Here is an 18,180-nt window from a genome sequence, read left to right as displayed (position 1 = left end):
ACAGAGGGGACGTTGCAGACGGTTCGCCCGCCGGTACCCCGGGAGGCACCTACTCCTCACGCCGGAGCGGGAACGTACGCAGTCGTCCTTGGGGATGAGCGCATCCGTCCCCGAACAGTGCGGTAATGGAGGCAGGGCCCGTACTGTGGGTTCTGTCGCAGATCGGTGAGCCGGAGTCCGTCAGAAGGGGGCGCGCGAAGCCCATGAGCGGTGTCATGAAGCGTATGGGGATGATCTTCCGCGCGAAGGCGAACAAGGCCCTTGACCGGGCCGAGGACCCGCGCGAGACCCTCGACTACTCGTACCAGAAGCAACTGGAGCTGCTCCAGAAGGTCCGCCGCGGCGTCGCCGACGTGGCCACCTCCCGCAAGCGCCTCGAACTCCAGCTGAACCAGCTCCAGCAGCAGTCCTCCAAGCTGGAGGACCAGGGCCGCAAGGCGCTCGCTCTGGGCCGTGAGGATCTGGCCCGAGAGGCGCTGTCCCGCCGCGCCGCCCTCCAGCAGCAGGTGACGGACCTGGAGACGCAGCACTCGACCCTCCAGGGCGAGGAGGAGAAGCTCACCCTGGCGGCACAGCGACTCCAGGCCAAGGTCGACGCCTTCCGTACGAAGAAGGAGACGATCAAGGCGACGTACACCGCCGCCCAGGCCCAGACGCGCATCGGCGAGGCGTTCTCCGGCATCTCCGAGGAGATGGGCGACGTCGGCCTGGCCATCCAGCGCGCCGAGGACAAGACCGCCCAGCTCCAGGCGAGGGCCGGCGCGATCGACGAACTGCTCGCCTCCGGCGCCCTCGACGACCCCTCGGGCATGGCCAAGGACGACATCCAGGCCGAGCTGGACCGCCTCTCCGGCGGCACGGACGTGGAGCTGGAGCTCCAGCGCATGAAGGCGGAGCTGGCCGGGGGCACCTCCGGTCAGCAGCAGGCCATCGAGGGCGGCTCCGGCGAGCAGCAGTCCCCGCAGCAGCAGCCGCAGGACACCCCCCGCTTCGACAAGCAGTAGCCGACCGCCTGGAGGGCGAGATGGCCGACATGGTCGTACGGATCATGGGGGAGGGACAGCTGAGGCTGGCCGCCGGCCACCTCGCTGCGCTCGACGCACTCGACGACGAACTCCTGGCCGAGATGGAGAACGGCGACGGACCCGGCTTCCGTCGCACCCTCCAGGCCCTGCTGACCAAGGTCCGCGACCTGGGCGAGCCCCTGCCGGACGACGCCCTCGAACCGTCGGACCTCATCCTGCCGTCGCCGGACGCGACACTGGACGAGGTGCGTTCCCTGCTCGGCGACGACGGACTGATCCCGGGCTGACCGCACGGCCGGCCCGGGAGCGGTGACGGCGTCAGCCCAGGGTGAACCAGGTGCTGCGCGACTTCTGCCACTCCGGGTGGGAGAGGTCCTTCGCCTGGACGCCGTCGCCGTACAGGTCGGCGTCACCGTCGTCGGTGATCAGCTGCACGCGCGCGCCCGACGTACCGCCCGAGGGCACGGACACGATGGACTCCCAGCCGCCCGCGTCCGAGGTCGGCAGGTCCAGCACCTTCACCGGCTGGTGGCCGGCCGTCCCGTCCCAGGAGTAGACGGCGTACGGGTCGCTGTTGTCGTCCGCCGCCCAGGAACCGGCGAGGATCAGGAACTGCCCCTGGTCGTTCCGGCGCAGGTCCCGGATCGACAGTCCGCCGAGGTCCAGCTCGACGGGCGTACCGAAGGTGGCCTTGGTGTCCTGCGCGACCTTGTCGTAGTTGGTGACCGGCACGATCAGCGCCTTGCCGCCCGCCTTCGGCGGGACCAGCGGCGCCCGGAAGCCGACGTACGCGGTGGTGGTGCTGCCCGGCGCGAACTCCAGGCCCTCCACGTTGAAGCCGTCGATCTGCTTGGGCACCTCGCCGTCGGCGGTGCCGGCCGCGAAGCCGTAGCGGTTGCCGTTGGCCTTGTCCCAGGCGACCAGGTCGTCGCGCAGCCGGTGTCCTGCGGTGCCGAAGGTCAGCGCGGTGGACGCGCCCGAGCCGGACACCTTGGTGGTGAAGACGGTGTTGCGGTCGGCCTTGTACTCGCCGTCCTTGTTGTTGCCGAGCGAACCCGTCCAGTAGATCGTGTCGCCGACGCGGGCCGCGCCCTCGATGTCGACCTCCTTGTCGGCGTCCAGCTTGCCGTCCAGGTCCCAGGTCTTCACCGGGGCGCCGGAGGCGGAGCCGTCGTAGAGGCGCAGGGTGTTGTCCTCGTCGTTGGCGACGACGACGTAACCGCCGCCGACGTCGACCGCGGCGGAGGCGTCCGAGGCGCCGGTGAGGTAGCGGGCGTCGGCCGAGCGCTGCACGGCGGGCGAGGCGGCGTAGTGCAGGGTCGTCGTCGCGGTCTTGCCGCCGGCGCCGGTCACCTTGAGGGTGAGGTCGGTGTAGCCCCGGGTGTGCGCGGTGACCGCCAGGGTGCGGGCGGCGCCGGTGCCGGTGACCTGGACGTCGGTGGTGGCCGCGACCGACGTCTTGCTGCTCTTGGTGGCCGTGACGGTCAGCGCCGAGACGTCCGCTCCGCTCTGCGCGACGGTCACCGTGACCGTGGGGTCACCGGTGCTGCCCACGGCGCCCGACAGATAGGCGGCCGACAGCTTGATGGTCGGGGTGCCGGGCGTCGCTGCCTGCGCGGGGGAGACCAGGCCCGTTGCCGTTGCCAGCGCGACCGCCACGGCCGGCCAGAGCACCCGGCGGGAGGGCGAGGAATGAGGGCGCACGGTGGCTGCCTTTCGTCGACGGGAGCGGCCGGCCGGGGTGGCGCGGACGCCGTCGAGAAGGCTGAGCACACCGGGCCAACAAGAGGCGACCTGTACACGTCATGATCGCGAACAGCGTCCGACACCTGACGCCCGTCCGGCCGCGCCCGGTGACGGGCGCCCAGGCCAGGGCGGTCCGGCCGGGCACCCCCGCACACGGCTGACCGCCACCCGCCCGGCGCCGTACTGTGCAGGACGTGAGCACTCTGGAACGCGCCCGCTGCGGTGTGAAGGCCCACCCCCTCGCCCTGGACGCGGGCATCGCGGCCGCCGTCCTGGTGTGCATGGTCGTCGGCTCCTTCGTCGTGCCCCGCGGCGAGAACGGCGTCACCTGGGGCGTCCGCACGCCCGACCCGCTCAGCCTCGTCCTGATGACCCTCGGCGCCGCCGCCCTCGTGCTCCGGCGCCGGTTCCCGCGCACGGTGCTCGCCGTCACCGGCGGTGTCGCCCTCGTCGAGAGCGTCACCGGCGACCCCCGCGCCCCCGTCGCGATGTCCGCCGTCATCGCCCTCTACACGGTCGCCGCCACCACCGACCGCTCCACCACCTGGCGCGTCACCCTGATCACCATGGTCGTGCTCACCGCCGCCGCCATGCTCGCCGGGCCCCTGCCCTGGTACGCGCAGGAGAACCTCGCGATCGCCGCCTGGACCGGCATCGGCGCCACCGCGGGGGACGCCGTCCGCAGCCGCCGCGCCGTCGTACGGGCCATCCGGGAACGCGCCGAACGCGCCGAACGCACCCGCGAGGAGGAGGCCCGCCGCCGCGTCGCCGAGGAACGCCTGCGCATCGCCCGCGACCTGCACGACGTCGTCGCCCACCACATCGCGCTGGTCAACGTCCAGGCCGGGGTCGCGGCCCACGTCATGGACAAGCGCCCCGACCAGGCCAAGGAGGCCCTCGCCCACGTCCGCGAGGCCAGCCGCTCCGCCCTCAACGAACTGCGCGCCACCGTCGGCCTGCTGCGCCAGTCCGGTGACCCCGAGGCCCCCACCGAACCCGCGCCCGGCCTCAACCGCCTCGAAGAACTCGCCGGCACCTTCCGCAGCGCCGGCTACCACGTCGAGGTCGCACGCGCCGACCAGGACACCACCCTGCCCGCCGCCGTCGACCTGGCCGCCTACCGGATCATCCAGGAGGCCCTGACCAATGTGCAGAAGCACGCGGGGCCGGACGCCACCGCCGAGGTCAGCGTCGTACGCGTCGGAGCGAACGTCGAGGTCACCGTGCTCGACGACGGCCCCGGCGGGGACAAGGGCGCGGCGGCGGCCGGAGGCGACGCGGCGTACCGCCCCCACGGCGCGGCCGGCCCGTACGACGCGGACGGCGCCCCGGCGGCGGGCGGCGGACACGGGCTGCTCGGCATGCGCGAACGCGTCACCGCCCTGGGCGGCACCCTCACCACCGGTCCCCGGTACGGGGGCGGCTTCCGCGTCCATGCGATCCTGCCCGTCAAGACCCGCACCGCCACGAGCGGAGAACCGGCGTGACGGGGGAGCCCGGGTGACGCGCCGTCGCGCGCGCCGCCCCGGCCGAGGAGCCCGCACGACCGTCCGCACCACCGCCCCCGGGGAGACCGCATGACCATCCGTGTCCTGCTCGCCGACGACCAGGCCCTGCTGCGCAGCGCCTTCCGCGTGCTCGTCGACTCGGAGCCCGACATGGAGGTCGTCGGCGAGGCGTCCGACGGCGCCGAGGCGCTGCGACTGGCCAAGGAGCACCGCGCCGACGTCGTCCTCATGGACATCCGCATGCCCGGCACCGACGGTCTCGCCGCCACCCGCATGATCGGCGCCGACCCCTCCCTCGCCCACGTCCGCGTCGTCATCCTCACCACCTTCGAGGTCGACGACTACGTGGTGCAGGCGCTGCGCGCGGGCGCCTCCGGCTTCCTCGGCAAGGGCTCCGAGCCCGAGGAACTCCTCAGCGCCATCCGGGTCGCCGCCGGCGGCGAGGCCCTGCTCTCCCCGGCCGCCACCAAGGGCCTCATCGCCCGCTTCCTCGCCCAGGGCGACGGGTTCGACGGCCCGGGACCGGTCGGCTCCGAACGCCTCGACGCGCTCACCGTCCGTGAGCGCGAGGTCCTGGTCCAGGTCGCGGGCGGCCACTCCAACGACGAGATCGCCGAACGCCTCGAAGTCAGCCCGCTCACCGTGAAGACGCACGTCAACCGGGCCATGGCCAAGCTCGGCGCCCGCGACCGCGCCCAGCTGGTGGTCATCGCGTACGAGTCGGGACTGGTACGCCCGAGGATGGACTGACCTCCACCTCGGCATACTGCGGCCGGAGTAGGCCCCCCGGTCGGAAATGGACCTGGGGCCTACGATTCCGCGGCCCCGCATGGCCCATGGTGTTGGGGTGGGTGCTCATCCGTGCCCGTTCTGCCGCCGCTCACAGAAGAGAGACGCTGACCCATGTCCTGGCTGTCGAGATTCAGCCTCGCGCAACGGGCCCTGATCGGGCTGATGTCCCTCATCGTGCTGGTCTTCGGGGCGATCGCGATACCCCAGATCAAGCAGCAGTTGCTGCCGACCATCGACCTGCCGATCGTCTCGGTGGTCGCCCCCTTCCAGGGTGCCTCGCCCGACGTCGTCGAGAAGCAGGTCGTCGAACCCCTGGAGAGCAACATCCAGGGTGTCGACGGGGTCACCGGCGTGACCTCCACCGCCTCCGAAGGCACCGCCGTGATCATGGTGTCCTTCGACTACGGCAACGACACCAAGCGGATCGTCACCGACGTCCAGCAGGCGGTCAACAGGGCCCGCCCGTCGCTGCCCGACGACGTGGAGCCGTCGGTCGTCTCCGGCTCCACCGACGACCTGCCCGCCGTCGTCCTCGCGGTCACCTCGGACAAGGACCAGCAGGCCCTCGCCGACCAGCTCGACACGACGGTCGTCCCCGCCCTCAAGAACATCGAAGGCGTCGGCCGCGTCCAGGTCGGGGGCGTGCGTGAGCTCCAGGTCGCCGTCACCCCCGACGACGGGAAACTGGCGAGCGCGGGCCTCACCTCCGCGGACCTCGGCAAGGCACTCCAGGCGGGCGGCGCGACCGTCCCGGCCGGCTCCTTCGACGAGGACGGCGCCAACCGCACCGTCCAGGTCGGCGGCGGCTTCACCTCGGTGCAGCAGATCGAGGACCTGCGGGTCACCGGCGCGCAGGGCGGCAAGCCGGCGCGCCTCGGCGACATCGCCACCGTGCGCCAGCAGCCCGCCCCGGCCACCTCCATCACCCGCACCGACGGGCGGCCCAGCCTCTCCGTCAACGTCACCATGGACCGTGACGGCAGCGCCGTCTCCATCTCCGACGCGGTCAAGGACAAGCTGCCCGGCCTGCGCGAGGACCTGGGCTCCGGCGCGACGCTCACCGTCGTCAGCGACCAGGGCCCGGCCGTCTCCAAGTCCATCGACGGCCTCACCACCGAGGGCGCGCTCGGCCTGCTCTTCGCGATCCTGATCATCCTGGTCTTCCTCGCGTCGATCCGTTCGACGCTGGTGACCGCGGTGTCCATCCCGCTGTCCGTGGTCCTCGCCCTGATCGTCCTGTGGACGCGCGGCCTGTCCCTGAACATGCTGACGCTGGGCGCGCTGACCATCGCCATCGGCCGTGTCGTCGACGACTCGATCGTGGTCCTGGAGAACATCAAGCGCCACCTCGGCTACGGCGAGGAGCGCCAGTCCGCGATCATCACCGCCGTCCGCGAGGTCGCCGGCGCGGTCACCTCCTCCACCCTCACCACGGTCGCCGTCTTCCTGCCGATCGGCCTGGTCGGCGGCATGGTGGGCGCGCTGTTCGGCTCGTTCAGCCTCACGGTGACGGCCGCCCTGCTGGCCTCGCTGCTCGTTTCGCTGACGGTCGTGCCGGTCCTGTCGTACTGGTTCCTGCGCGCCCCGAAGGGCACCCCCGAGGACGCCGACGAGGCCCGCCGCCAGGCCGAGGAGAAGGAGGAGCGCAGCCGTCTCCAGCGCGTCTACGTCCCCGTCCTGCGCTTCGCGACCCGCCGCCGCCTCACCAGCGTGCTCATCGCGGTCGTCGTCCTGATCCTCACCTTCGGCATGAGCGGACTGCTCAAGACGAACTTCTTCGACCAGGGCGACCAGGAGGTCCTCAGCGTCAAGCAGGAGCTGAAGCCCGGCACCAGCCTCGCCGCCACCGACGAGCAGGCCCGCCGCGTCGAGAAGCTGATCGCCTCGATCGACGGCGTCAAGGACTACCAGGTCACCGTCGGTGGCTCCGGCTACCTCGCGGCCTTCGGCGGCGGCACCGGCACCAACCAGGCGACCTACCAGGTCATGCTGAAGGACGCGTCGGCCTACGAAGACGTGCAGAAGCACCTGGAGGACGGGCTCGCCGACCTCAAGGGCGTCGGCACCACCACCATCTCCTCCGGCGGCGGCTTCGGCAACCAGGACCTCAGCGTCGTCGTGAAGGCGTCCGACGCGGACGCCCTGCGCAAGGGCGCCGAGCAGGTGCGCAAGGCCGTGGCCGGGCTCGACGACGTCACCGACGTCACCAGCGACCTGGCGCGCAGCGTGCCGCGGATCTCGGTCAAGGCCAACGCCAAGGCCGCCGCGGCGGGCCTCGACGACCAGACGCTGGGCGGAGCCGTGGCCCAGGCGGTGCGGGGCACCACCTCGGGCAAGGTCGTCCTGGACGGCACCGAGCGCGACATCGTGGTGCGCTCCGCCAGGCCCGCGACCACCCTCGCCGAGCTGCGGAACGTCAAGGTGGGCCCGGCCAGGCTCAGCGACATCGCCACCGTGAAGCTGGTCGACGGGCCGGTGTCGATGACCCGGATCGACGGTCAGCGCGCCGCGACCATCACCGCCAAGCCGACCGGTGACAACACCGGCGCGGTCAGCACCAAGCTCCAGGCCGAGATCAAGGCGCTGAAGCTCCCGGCGGGCACCACGGCCGAGATCGGCGGTGTCACCTCCGACCAGGACGACGCGTTCAAGAACCTGGGCCTCGCCATGCTGGCCGCCGTCGCGATCGTGTTCATGCTGCTGGTCGCCACGTTCCGCTCGCTGATCCAGCCGCTGATCCTGCTGGTGTCCATCCCGTTCGCGGCGACGGGCGCGCTCGGTCTGCTGGTCGTCACCGGCACCCCGATGGGCGTCCCGGCGATGATCGGCATGCTGATGCTGATCGGCATCGTGGTCACGAACGCGATCGTCCTTATCGACCTCATCAACCAGTACCGCAACCAGGGGTACGGCGTCGTGGAGGCCGTGATCGAGGGTGGCCGGCACCGGCTGCGGCCCATCCTGATGACGGCCCTGGCGACGATCTTCGCGCTGCTCCCGATGGCGCTGGGCGTCACGGGCGAGGGCGGCTTCATCGCCCAGCCGCTCGCGGTGGTCGTCATCGGCGGTCTGATCACGTCGACGCTGCTCACGCTGCTGCTCGTGCCGACGCTCTACACGATGCTGGAGCTCCGCAAGGAGCGCCGCGCGGCGAAGCGCGAGGCCAAGCGGGCGGCCGCCAGCGGTGAGCCCGAGATCAGGGAGCCGGTGGGCGTGTAACGCTCCCCGCACACCCGGAGGGGCCCGTCGCCGTCAGGCGCCGGGCCCCTTTTCCGTTGCACACCGCCTCGCGGCCCTACGGCAGGGCGAGCATCCGCTCCAGGGCCAGCTTGGCGTACTTCTCCGTCTCCGGGTCCACCGAGATGCGGTTGACGAGCTTGCCCTCGGCCAGGGACTCCAGGGTCCACACCAGGTGCGGCAGGTCGATGCGGTTCATCGTCGAGCAGAAGCACACCGTGCGGTCCAGGAAGACGATCTCCTTGTCCTCCGGGGCGAAACGGTTCGCCAGCCGCCGTACGAGGTTCAGCTCCGTCCCCACGGCCCACTTGGACCCGGCCGGCGCCTCCTCCAGCGTCCTGATGATGTGCTCCGTCGAGCCGACGTGGTCGGCCGCGGCCACCACCTCGTGCCGGCACTCCGGGTGCACCAGCACGTTCACACCGGGGATGCGCTCGCGCACCTCGTTCACCGAGTCCAGGCCGAACCGCCCGTGCACCGAGCAGTGCCCGCGCCACAGGATCATCCTCGCGTCCCGCAACTGCTGCGCCGTGAGGCCGCCGCCCGGCTTGTGCGGGTTGTAGACCACGCAGTCCTCCAGGGACATCCCCATGTCCCGGACCGCGGTGTTGCGCCCGAGGTGCTGGTCGGGCAGGAACAGCACCTTCTCGCCCTGCTGGAAGGCCCACTCCAGGGCCCGCCGGGCGTTGGACGACGTGCAGATCGTGCCGCCGTGCCGGCCGGTGAACGCCTTGATGTCCGCGGAGGAGTTCATGTACGAGACCGGTACGACCCGGTCGGCGACGCCCGCCTCGGTCAGCACGTCCCAGCACTCGGCGACCTGCTCGGCCGTCGCCATGTCCGCCATGGAGCACCCGGCGGCGAGGTCGGGCAGGACGACCTTCTGCTCGTCGGAGGTCAGGATGTCCGCCGACTCCGCCATGAAGTGCACACCGCAGAACACGATGTACTCGGCCTCCGGCCGCGCCGCCGCGTCCCGGGCCAGCTTGAAGGAGTCGCCCGTGACGTCCGCGAACTGGATGACCTCGTCGCGCTGGTAGTGGTGGCCGAGTACGAAGACCTTGTCGCCGAGCTTCTCCTTGGCCGCGCGGGCGCGTGCCACGAGGTCCGGGTCGGAGGGCGAGGGCAGGTCACCGGGACACTCGACGCCGCGCTCGCTCTTCGGGTCGGCCTCCCGGCCGAGGAGCAGCAGGGCAAGGGGAGTCGGCTGTACGTCGAGCTCCTGGGTCTGGGCGGTGGTCACGACACGCACCCTTTCTGTTCTGCGGCTCGCCGACCCGGATTCACCGGACCGGCGGACTTCTCGTCTAAATGACGCTATCTATCATAACCGGTTCACGTCACTTTGACGACGGCCATAGCGTCCATGTGACGTGAATCCCCAAAGCCCGTCCACAGGGCGGTGTTCGTGTCCTGGGGCGTGTGCGAGCATGAAGGAGGTAAGGAAAAACGCGACAACGCGATTGCCCGGCCCGGAATGAATCCGCGGACCCGCCGGTTGCACTCGTCGGCAAGCAGTCTCCGTACAACCCGGGAGAGATGTAGATGTCCGTACAGGACGAGACCACCACCGTCGCCGACGGCATCATCCTGACCGACGCCGCCGCGTCCAAGGTCAAGGCGCTGCTCGACCAGGAAGGCCGCGACGACCTGGCGCTGCGCGTCGCCGTCCAGCCCGGCGGCTGCTCCGGCCTGCGCTACCAGCTCTTCTTCGACGAGCGCTCGCTCGACGGCGACGTGGAGAAGGACTTCGGCGGGGTCAAGGTCGTCACCGACCGCATGAGCGCTCCGTACCTGGGCGGCGCCACCGTCGACTTCGTGGACACCATCGAGAAGCAGGGCTTCACGATCGACAACCCGAACGCGACCGGCTCCTGCGCCTGCGGCGACTCCTTCAGCTGAGCCCCACCGCCGGCGCCACGTGTGCGCACGGAGCGCGCCGGCACCAGGTGTGACCACGAAGGCGGCGACCCCCGCACCGGGGGCCGCCGCCTTCCACGCGTCCGTACTAGCGCGCCAGTGACGGCGCCGACCCCGGCAGCCGCGCCCCCGGCTTCGTCAGCGTGAGGCCCTTCCCGTCCGGGCCGACCACCTTCCGGGCGCCCAGCGGCTCGTCCAGCCGCACGGTCTGCCGGTACTCCTTGGCGATGAGGATGCACACCTTGTCCGGCCACGACGTCTCCGTGACGGTCACCTCGACCCGGTCGCCCTTCTCGACGGCCTTCGTCCGGTACTCGGAGCACACCCCGCCCGTGAAGCTCACCGTCAGCTCGTCGCCCTCGGCGGTGTAGCCGCTCGGCCGGACGTCACGGGTCGTCGGCTTCCCGGTCGGCGCGGACCCGGTGGGCGCCGTTCCGGTGGGCGTGGGCGCCGGGTCCGCCGGGGTCCCGGCCGGCGCCAGATACTTCGGGTCGAGCGCCGGATACGTCACCGTGAACGCGTCCCCCGCCCCGGGCGCCCGCACGTCGAACAGCCAGGACGGCACCAGCGTCTGCCGCCCCCCGGCCGAGCGCGAGGCCAGCCCGAACACGGCCTTCTCCACCGTGGCGGTCCCGGGCGCCGCCGATGCCTTCGGCGAACCGCAGGGCTGCTCGAACCGGTCCTTCAGCGGCACGGGACTCGCACAGCCCCCGATGCCCATGCGGTGGTCGGCGCGCGGCGCCGCGTTCATCAGCTCCAGCGTCCGCGCGGCGCTCAGCACGGGGTACGTGTCCGTCTTCACCGGCACCTTCAGCAGCCCGTTCCCGTCCACGACCTCGCCCTGCCGGTCGACGCTCAGCCCGGTCGACCAGCCGTACGTCGGCAGTCCGCCCACCACGGGATCGGCGTTGACCACCCGCCGCGCGCCCATGACCTGTCCGGTGTCGAGCGTCGCGTTCCCCTGCCCCAGCGCCGCGAGGACCGGTGCCGCCGCCTTCCTCGCCGCCGCCGGGCTCACCGGGTCGGCGACCGGATCGGCGGGCGTGCGCGGACAGACGGCGACCTTCCGGCAGTCGTCGGTCCCGGGCGCGTACCGCTCGAAGGTCCAGCTGCCCGGTGCCTGCCGGTTCACCCGCAGCACCGGACCGGCCCCGTCCTTCTCCGGCCCGACCCGCCAGACCGGCCCGTCCGTGACGGGCGTGCCGTGCACCCCGAGCGCGTCCGCCAGCCGGGTGACCTCTGCGCGGGTCACGTCCCCGGCCGGCCGGTACACGGCCGCGGAGCCGGGTCCGCCCGGCAGCGGTCCGCGCGCCCGGTAGGTCATGCCGTGGGGATCGGGCTCGCCGGGCGCGACACCGTTCGCGGGACCGGTCGCCCCCCGGCCCGCGTAGCCGTCCAGGACCAGCGGCGGGGGAGTGCCGGCACCCCCGGCCGAGGCGCCCGTACGGCCGTCCGCGCCGTCCTCGTCCGCCGTCGTCGCGAGATAGGCGCCGCCCCCGCCCACCAGCAGCACCGCGGCGGCCACCGAGAGCACGACCACCGGCGACGGCCGGCGGGCGCGGCGGTCGTCCGCGGCCGTCTCCTCGGGCGGCTCCGCCTCGGGCCGCTCCGGCTCATCGGGTCGCTCGGTGTTCACCGCATCGCTCCTCGCTGATCGTGTCCCGCCTCCCCAGCGGGGGACGGCGATGGGACGCGACGGGGGAGCGTACGGTTCCCGCCGGACGGGCGGTCGTCAGTCGCCGTAGTCAGACATCGCGTCCAGCAGCCGGGCCGACTGGACCGGGACGCTCACCCCGTGGATCAGCGACGGGGGCACCGGACGGGCGGTGGTGGTCTCGGGGGCGGTCCAGTGGGGCGCCATCCGCGCGCAGTCGCCGCGCAGCGACGCGAGATCGCCTTCGAGGTCGGCCGGAGCGGGGGCGTGGACCTTAAGGTTCGTCATAGTGGAACCGTAAGCACGCCCGGGCGTGCGAAGAAAGATCTACTATCGGGTAGTTTTGCCGACTTCAGAGGCCCGTCGTGAGCGGGTAGCGTGAACCGTCAACCCCCTCCCTCCAGGAGTCCCCGCCGTGCGCATCGCAGTCACCGGCTCCATCGCCACCGACCACCTCATGACGTTTCCCGGCCGCTTCGCCGACCAGTTCGTCGCGGACCAGCTGCACACGGTCTCGCTGTCGTTCCTGGTCGACAACCTGGACGTGCGCAGAGGCGGTGTCGGCGCCAACATCGCCTTCGGCATGGGCCAGCTCGGCACCGGCCCGATCCTCGTCGGCGCCGCGGGTTTCGACTTCGAGCAGTACAGCGCCTGGCTGACCCGGCACGGCGTGGACACCGAATCGGTCCGCATCTCCGAGACCCTGCACACCGCCCGCTTCGTGTGCACCACCGACGCCGACCACAACCAGATCGGCTCCTTCTACACGGGCGCGATGAGCGAGGCCCGCCTGATCGAGCTGAAGACCGTCGCCGACCGGGTGGGTGGCCTCGACCTGGTCCTCATCGGCGCGGACGACCCGGAGGCGATGCTCCGGCACACCGAGGAGTGCCGCTCGCGGTCCATCCCGTTCGCCGCCGACTTCTCCCAGCAGATCGCCCGCATGGACGGCGAGGAGATCCGGATACTGCTGGACGGGGCGACCTACCTCTTCTCCAACGAGTACGAGAAGGGGCTCATCGAGTCCAAGACCGGCTGGAGCGACGAGGAGATCCTCGGCAAGGTCGGCCACCGCGTCACCACGCTCGGCTCGCGCGGCGTCCGCATCGAGCGCCAGGGCGAGGGCACGATCGAGGTCGGCTGCCCGGAGGAGGAGCGCAAGGCCGACCCCACGGGTGTCGGCGACGCGTTCCGCGCGGGGTTCCTGTCCGGGCTCGCGTGGGGCGTCTCGCACGAGCGCGCCGCGCAGGTCGGCTGCATGCTCGCCACGCTCGTCATCGAGACGGTCGGCACTCAGGAGTACCAGTTGCGGCGGGCGCACTTCATGGACCGCTTCACCAAGGCGTACGGCCACGACGCCGCCGCCGAAGTGCAGGAGCACCTGGTCTGAGGCGCCGGGCGCGGGTCCGCGGGAGGCGTCCTGTCAGGTCGTCCGGCGTACCACGTACGCCACCCCGGACTCCGCCCCCTCCTCTCCCACGTACTCCTGGCCCCGCATCTCGCACCACGCCGGGATGTCCAGGCGGGCCGCCTCGTCGTCGGAGAGGACACGGACCGTGCCGCCCACCGGGACGTCGCCGATGACCTTGGCCAGTTCGATGACCGGGATCGGGCAGCGCTTCCCGAGGGCGTCCACGAGGAGTTCCGCCGCCCGCGCCCGTGTCACCGGCGCGGGTGCCGGCGCCCCCAGCTTCTCCCGCACCCCCGCCACCGCCCCCGGCAGCACGTCGAGGAACCGTTCGACCTCCTCCGCGGGTGTCCCCGGCGGCAGCGACACCCGTACGTTCCCCTCGCTGAGCACCCCCATCGCCTCCAGCACGTGGCTGGGCGTCAGGGTGCTGCTCGTGCACGACGATCCGGACGACACGGAGAAGCCCTCCCGGTCCAGCTCGTGCAGCAGGCTCTCCCCGTCCACGTAGAGACAGGAGAAGGTGACGACCCCCGGCAGCCGCCGCTCCGGATCGCCCACCACCTCCACGTCCGGCACCGATCCGGGCACCCGCGCCCGGATCCGCGCGGTCAGCTCCCGCAGCCGTACCGCCTCCTGCTCCGCACCGGCCCGCACCGCCCGCAGCGAGGCCACCGCCGCGACGATCGCCGGCAGGTTCTCGAACCCGGCCGCCCGCCCCGACTCCCGCTCGTCCACCGGCCCCCGGACCGAGAACCGCACCCCCTTGCGCACGACGAGCAGCCCGACCCCGGACGGCCCGCCCCACTTGTGCGCACTGCCCGTCAGCAACGACCAGTCGCCCCCGACCGGACCCCACCCCAGCGACTGCGCCGCGTCCACCAGCAGCGGCACCCCGGCCGCCCGGCACATCTCGGCCACCTCCGCCACCGGTTGCACGGTCCCCACCTCGTGGTTGGCGGACTGGAGACACGCCAGCGCGGTGTCCTCCCGCAGCGCGCTCCCGAACACCGCGGCGCTCACCCCGCCGGTCCGCGTCACCGGCACCCGGGTCACCGAACCCCCGTCCGCCTCCAGCGCCTCCGCCGAATGGAGTACGGAGGAGTGCTCGACGGCTGACACGATCAGGTGACGTCCGATCCGCCGCCGCCCGGCCAACGCCCCCGCCACACCGGTGTGCACGGCCCGCGTCCCGGAGGAGGTGAAGACCAGCTCGTCCGGCCGGCACCCCACGGCCTCCGCGGCGGCCTCGCGGGCGGCGTCGAGCAGCATCCGCGCCCGCCGTCCCTCCCGGTACAGCCGCGAGGGATCGGCCCAGCCCTCGTCGAGAGCGGCCACCAGCGCCTGACGGGCGACGGGATGAAGGGGAGCGGCGGAAGCGGCGTCGAAGTAGGCCATACCGCAACGTTAGAACGCCGGTGGAATTCACCGGGGCGCGGGACCGTGCCGATGTGCGGCTCCGCCGCGTGGGCGCGACAAGCCACGATGCCGCCGCACTCGCCGACGAACCGTCGCCGCACCCCATCAGGCGCCGTCAACCCCCTCCAGAGTGACCCGGCGACGCGTACAGCACCCTCCCCGCGAACCCCTGTAGGGCGTCGGCTAGGGTTTGGTCCGCATAAACATCCAAACCCCTGCCCGACGCAGGGCGGCGACCGACCAGCGAGAAGGCCGCAGCCGACCGCGCGGGCGAGACTCTCGGGAAGGCGCTACGTGAGTCCCAACGGCTCCGACCGCTCGCCGCGGCGCCCGATGCGGCGGAAGCTGCTGATGGCAATGACCGCGGGCCTGGTCCTGGCGACCGCAACCGGTTGCACATACAAGGACTTCCCCCGCCTTGGCATGCCCACCCCGACCACGGAAGAGGCTCCGCGGATCCTCTCCCTGTGGCAGGGCTCCTGGGCTGCCGCGCTCGCCGTCGGCGTGCTGGTGTGGGGCCTGATCCTGTGGAGCGCCATGTTCCACCGGCGCAGCCGCACCAAGGTCGAGGTACCTCCGCAGACTCGGTACAACATGCCGATCGAGGCGCTGTACACGGTGGTCCCGATCATCATCATCTCGGTGCTGTTCTACTTCACGGCCCGGGACGAGACGAAGCTCCTCGACCTCTCCAAGAAGCCCGACGTCACGGTCAACGTGGTCGGCTTCCAGTGGAGCTGGGGCTTCAACTACATCGAGAGCGTCGACGGTTCGACCGGCGACGCCAAGACCGACGGGAACCTGGACGCCATTCCGGACCGGTTCAAGAAGGACTTCCCGGCGAACGCCGGCGGTGTCTACGACGTCGGTACACCGGGCACGCGCAACCCGCAGACGGGCAACCCCGGTCCGACCCTCTGGCTCCCCGAGGGCAAGACGGTCCGCTTCGTCCTCACCTCGCGTGACGTCATCCACTCCTTCTGGGTGGTGCCGTTCCTGATGAAGCAGGACGTCATCCCGGGCCACACCAACGCCTTCCAGGTGACGCCCAACCAGGAGGGCACCTTCCTGGGCAAGTGCGCCGAGCTGTGCGGTGTCGACCACTCCCGGATGCTGTTCAACGTGAAGGTCGTCTCCCCGGAGCGCTACGAGCAGCACCTCAAGGACCTCGCGAAGAAGGGGCAGACCGGTTACATTCCCGCCGGCATCGCGCAGACGAGCCACGAGAAGAACCGGGAGACGAACAACCTGTGAGCATCCTCAACGAACCCCAGGGTGCCGCGGCAGCTGAGGACTCGTACGAGAACGAGCTGCCGGTCAGGCGCAAGCAACCCGGCAATGTCGTGGTGAAGTGGCTGACGACCACCGACCACAAGACGATCGGCACGCTGTACCTCGTCACATCGTTCGTGTTCTTCCTGATCGGCGGCGTCATGGCGCTGCTCATGCGCGCCGAGCTCGCTCGCCCCGGCCTGCAGATCATGTCGAACGAGCAGTTCAACCAGGCGTTCACGATGCACGGCACGATCATGCTGCTGATGTTCGCGACGCCGCTGTTCGCCGGCTTCGCGAACTGGATCATGCCGCTCCAGATCGGCGCGCCCGACGTCGCCTTCCCGCGGCTGAACATGTTCGCCTACTGGCTCTACCTGTTCGGCTCGCTCATCGCGGTCGGCGGCTTCCTCACGCCCGACGGCGCGGCCGACTTCGGCTGGTTCGCCTACTCCCCGCTGTCCGACGCGGTCCGCTCGCCCGGCATCGGCGCCGACATGTGGATCATGGGTCTGGCCATGTCCGGCTTCGGCACCATCCTCGGCTCGGTCAACTTCATCACCACGATCATCTGCATGCGCGCGCCCGGCATGACGATGTTCCGCATGCCGATCTTCGTGTGGAACGTGCTGCTGACCGGTGTCCTGGTCCTGCTCGCCTTCCCGGTCCTCGCCGCCGCGCTGTTCGCGCTGGAGGCCGACCGGAAGTTCGGTGCCCACGTCTTCGACGCGGCCAACGGCGGCGCCTTGTTGTGGCAACACCTCTTCTGGTTCTTCGGCCATCCAGAGGTGTACATCATCGCCCTGCCGTTCTTCGGCATCATCAGCGAAGTCATCCCGGTCTTCTCACGCAAGCCGATGTTCGGCTACATGGGCCTGATCGCCGCGACCATCTCGATCGCCGGTCTGTCCGTGACCGTGTGGGCGCACCACATGTACGTCACCGGCGGTGTGCTGCTGCCGTTCTTCTCCTTCATGACCTTCCTGATCGCGGTACCGACCGGTGTGAAGTTCTTCAACTGGATCGGCACGATGTGGAAGGGATCGCTGTCCTTCGAGACACCGATGCTGTGGGCCACCGGCTTCCTGATCACCTTCACCTTCGGTGGTCTGACCGGTGTCATCCTGGCCTCGCCGCCGATGGACTTCCACGTCTCCGACTCGTACTTCGTGGTGGCGCACTTCCACTACGTCGTGTTCGGCACGGTCGTCTTCGCGATGTTCTCCGGCTTCCACTTCTGGTGGCCGAAGATGACAGGCAAGATGCTCGACGAGCGCCTCGGCAAGATCACCTTCTGGACGCTGTTCATCGGCTTCCACGGCACCTTCCTGGTCCAGCACTGGCTGGGCGCCGAGGGCATGCCCCGCCGGTACGCGGACTACCTCGCGGCCGACGGCTTCACCGCCCTGAACACGATCTCGACGATCAGTTCCTTCCTGCTCGGCCTGTCGATCCTGCCGTTCCTCTACAACGTCTGGAAGACGGCCAAGTACGGCAAGAAGGTCGAGGTCGACGACCCGTGGGGCTACGGCCGTTCGCTCGAATGGGCGACGTCCTGCCCGCCGCCGCGGCACAACTTCCTCACCCTGCCGCGCATCCGCAGTGAATCCCCGGCGTTCGACCTGCACCACCCCGAGATCGCCGCTCTCGAACAGCTGGAGCACGCCGGTCACGGCGTCATCGCGGGCAGCAAGGAGGCCGGCAAGTGAAGATCCAGGGCCGGATGTTCATCTGGTTGAGCGTCTTCGTCCTCGTCATGGCGGTCGTCTATGGCGTGTGGTCGAAGGAGCCGGCCGGTACCACGGCACTCTTCCTGGCCTTCGGCCTGTGCATCATGATCGGCTTCTACCTGGGCTTCACCGCCCGGCGGGTCGACGCGGGCGCACAGGACGACAAGGAGGCCGACGTCGCGGACGAGGCGGGCGAGCTGGGCTTCTTCAGCCCGCACAGCTGGCAGCCGCTCGCCCTCGGCATCGGCGGCGCGCTGGCCTTCCTCGGTATCGCGGTCGGCTGGTGGCTGCTGTACTTCTCCGCACCGATCATCATGATCGGCCTGTTCGGCTGGGTGTTCGAGTACTACCACGGTGAGAGCCGCACCCAGTAGCACCCGCGGAACCACCAGGGAGCCCGGACCCTCCACCAGGAGGTCCGGGCTCCTTGCTTTGCCGCGCCGCGTACGCCTCCGCCTCCGCCGCCTCC

The 18,180-nt window shown here is 70.9% G+C and carries 15 protein-coding genes; 10 read left to right on the top strand and 5 right to left on the bottom strand.

Annotated features, from left to right (window positions below):
- Window positions 1–203: 203 nt before the first annotated feature.
- The gene (locus tag AB0F77_RS17800) at window positions 204–1,004 is read left to right on the top strand and encodes a PspA/IM30 family protein (protein WP_361948747.1); all 801 of its coding nucleotides are present in this window, start codon (window positions 204–206) and stop codon (window positions 1,002–1,004) included.
- A 29-nt stretch (window positions 1,005–1,033) separates the two neighbouring features.
- Window positions 1,034–1,312: a hypothetical protein gene (locus AB0F77_RS17795; protein WP_361948872.1), complete on the top strand. Its 279-nt coding sequence runs from the start codon at window positions 1,034–1,036 to the stop codon at window positions 1,310–1,312.
- Window positions 1,313–1,343: 31 nt separating this feature from the next.
- Here the strand turns inward: AB0F77_RS17795 and AB0F77_RS17790 are convergent, their stop codons facing one another.
- Window positions 1,344–2,684, bottom strand: a complete 1,341-nt coding sequence (locus AB0F77_RS17790) for a DUF3616 domain-containing protein (RefSeq protein WP_361948869.1) — start codon at window positions 2,682–2,684, stop codon at window positions 1,344–1,346.
- Between the two features lie 281 nt (window positions 2,685–2,965).
- On the opposite strand from AB0F77_RS17790, the gene AB0F77_RS17785 reads away from it, so the two are divergent.
- The 3 genes from AB0F77_RS17785 to AB0F77_RS17775 all read left to right on the top strand — a co-directional run bounded on the left by AB0F77_RS17785 (window position 2,966) and on the right by AB0F77_RS17775 (window position 8,290).
- Complete coding sequence (locus AB0F77_RS17785; RefSeq protein ID WP_361948744.1) at window positions 2,966–4,258, top strand: histidine kinase; 1,293 nt, start codon at window positions 2,966–2,968, stop codon at window positions 4,256–4,258.
- A gap of 90 nt (window positions 4,259–4,348) precedes the next feature.
- Window positions 4,349–5,029 (top strand): response regulator transcription factor, encoded by a 681-nt coding sequence (locus AB0F77_RS17780; RefSeq protein ID WP_361948741.1) that lies wholly within the window; start codon window positions 4,349–4,351, stop codon window positions 5,027–5,029.
- Between the two features lie 153 nt (window positions 5,030–5,182).
- Window positions 5,183–8,290, top strand: coding sequence for an efflux RND transporter permease subunit (locus AB0F77_RS17775; RefSeq protein ID WP_361948738.1), 3,108 nt, complete (start codon window positions 5,183–5,185; stop codon window positions 8,288–8,290).
- Window positions 8,291–8,366: 76 nt separating this feature from the next.
- On the opposite strand, the gene nadA is transcribed toward AB0F77_RS17775, so the two are convergent.
- Window positions 8,367–9,551, bottom strand: coding sequence for a quinolinate synthase NadA (nadA, locus tag AB0F77_RS17770; protein ID WP_361948735.1), 1,185 nt, complete (start codon window positions 9,549–9,551; stop codon window positions 8,367–8,369).
- Between the two features lie 302 nt (window positions 9,552–9,853).
- Here nadA and AB0F77_RS17765 point away from each other — a divergent pair, with 302 nt between their 5' ends.
- Window positions 9,854–10,210 carry an iron-sulfur cluster assembly accessory protein gene (locus AB0F77_RS17765; protein ID WP_361948732.1) on the top strand — a complete coding sequence of 119 codons (357 nt, stop codon included), beginning with the start codon at window positions 9,854–9,856 and terminating at the stop codon, window positions 10,208–10,210.
- Between the two features lie 106 nt (window positions 10,211–10,316).
- On the opposite strand, the gene AB0F77_RS17760 is transcribed toward AB0F77_RS17765, so the two are convergent.
- Both AB0F77_RS17760 and AB0F77_RS17755 read right to left on the bottom strand, forming a co-directional pair.
- Complete coding sequence (locus AB0F77_RS17760) at window positions 10,317–11,864, bottom strand: hypothetical protein (protein ID WP_361948729.1); 1,548 nt, start codon at window positions 11,862–11,864, stop codon at window positions 10,317–10,319.
- Between the two features lie 96 nt (window positions 11,865–11,960).
- Complete coding sequence (locus tag AB0F77_RS17755) at window positions 11,961–12,170, bottom strand: hypothetical protein (protein WP_361948726.1); 210 nt, start codon at window positions 12,168–12,170, stop codon at window positions 11,961–11,963.
- A gap of 127 nt (window positions 12,171–12,297) precedes the next feature.
- Here AB0F77_RS17755 and AB0F77_RS17750 point away from each other — a divergent pair, with 127 nt between their 5' ends.
- A complete protein-coding gene (locus AB0F77_RS17750) occupies window positions 12,298–13,272 on the top strand; it encodes a carbohydrate kinase family protein (protein WP_361948723.1) in 975 nt (324 codons plus the stop codon).
- A 33-nt stretch (window positions 13,273–13,305) separates the two neighbouring features.
- Here AB0F77_RS17750 and AB0F77_RS17745 read toward each other — a convergent pair whose 3' ends face one another.
- Window positions 13,306–14,688 (bottom strand): aminotransferase class V-fold PLP-dependent enzyme, encoded by a 1,383-nt coding sequence (locus AB0F77_RS17745; RefSeq protein WP_361948720.1) that lies wholly within the window; start codon window positions 14,686–14,688, stop codon window positions 13,306–13,308.
- Between the two features lie 315 nt (window positions 14,689–15,003).
- Between AB0F77_RS17745 and coxB the strand changes: the two genes are divergently transcribed.
- The 3 genes from coxB to AB0F77_RS17730 are packed head-to-tail and all read left to right on the top strand — an operon-like array spanning window position 15,004 to window position 18,085.
- Complete coding sequence (gene coxB / locus AB0F77_RS17740; protein ID WP_361948717.1) at window positions 15,004–15,963, top strand: cytochrome c oxidase subunit II; 960 nt, start codon at window positions 15,004–15,006, stop codon at window positions 15,961–15,963.
- Window positions 15,960–17,690: a cytochrome c oxidase subunit I gene (ctaD, locus tag AB0F77_RS17735; RefSeq protein WP_361948714.1), complete on the top strand. Its 1,731-nt coding sequence runs from the start codon at window positions 15,960–15,962 to the stop codon at window positions 17,688–17,690. Before coxB ends, ctaD begins: the two co-directional genes overlap by 4 nt.
- Window positions 17,687–18,085: a cytochrome c oxidase subunit 4 gene (locus AB0F77_RS17730; protein WP_361948711.1), complete on the top strand. Its 399-nt coding sequence runs from the start codon at window positions 17,687–17,689 to the stop codon at window positions 18,083–18,085. The genes ctaD and AB0F77_RS17730 overlap by 4 nt, the downstream gene beginning before the upstream one ends.
- Window positions 18,086–18,180 lie beyond the last annotated feature (95 nt).

Origin of the sequence: Streptomyces sp. NPDC026672 (assembly GCF_040638185.1) — a bacterium.
Lineage (GTDB): Bacteria > Actinomycetota > Actinomycetes > Streptomycetales > Streptomycetaceae > Streptomyces.
The sequence above is the reverse complement of the archived record's forward strand: the minus strand, read 5'-3'. Positions and strand labels throughout refer to the sequence as shown.

Bases quoted from the DNA above. Each gene is read 5' to 3' on its own strand.
- AB0F77_RS17765 (WP_361948732.1), top strand. From the start codon at position 9,854: ATGTCCGTACAGGACGAGACCACCACCGTCGCCGACGGCATCATCCTG.
- AB0F77_RS17780 (WP_361948741.1), top strand. From the start codon at position 4,349: ATGACCATCCGTGTCCTGCTCGCCGACGACCAGGCCCTGCTGCGCAGC.
- AB0F77_RS17755 (WP_361948726.1), bottom strand. From the start codon at position 12,170: ATGACGAACCTTAAGGTCCACGCCCCCGCTCCGGCCGACCTCGAAGGC.
- AB0F77_RS17775 (WP_361948738.1), top strand. From the start codon at position 5,183: ATGTCCTGGCTGTCGAGATTCAGCCTCGCGCAACGGGCCCTGATCGGG.
- AB0F77_RS17745 (WP_361948720.1), bottom strand. From the start codon at position 14,688: ATGGCCTACTTCGACGCCGCTTCCGCCGCTCCCCTTCATCCCGTCGCC.
- AB0F77_RS17795 (WP_361948872.1), top strand. From the start codon at position 1,034: ATGGTCGTACGGATCATGGGGGAGGGACAGCTGAGGCTGGCCGCCGGC.
- AB0F77_RS17800 (WP_361948747.1), top strand. From the start codon at position 204: ATGAGCGGTGTCATGAAGCGTATGGGGATGATCTTCCGCGCGAAGGCG.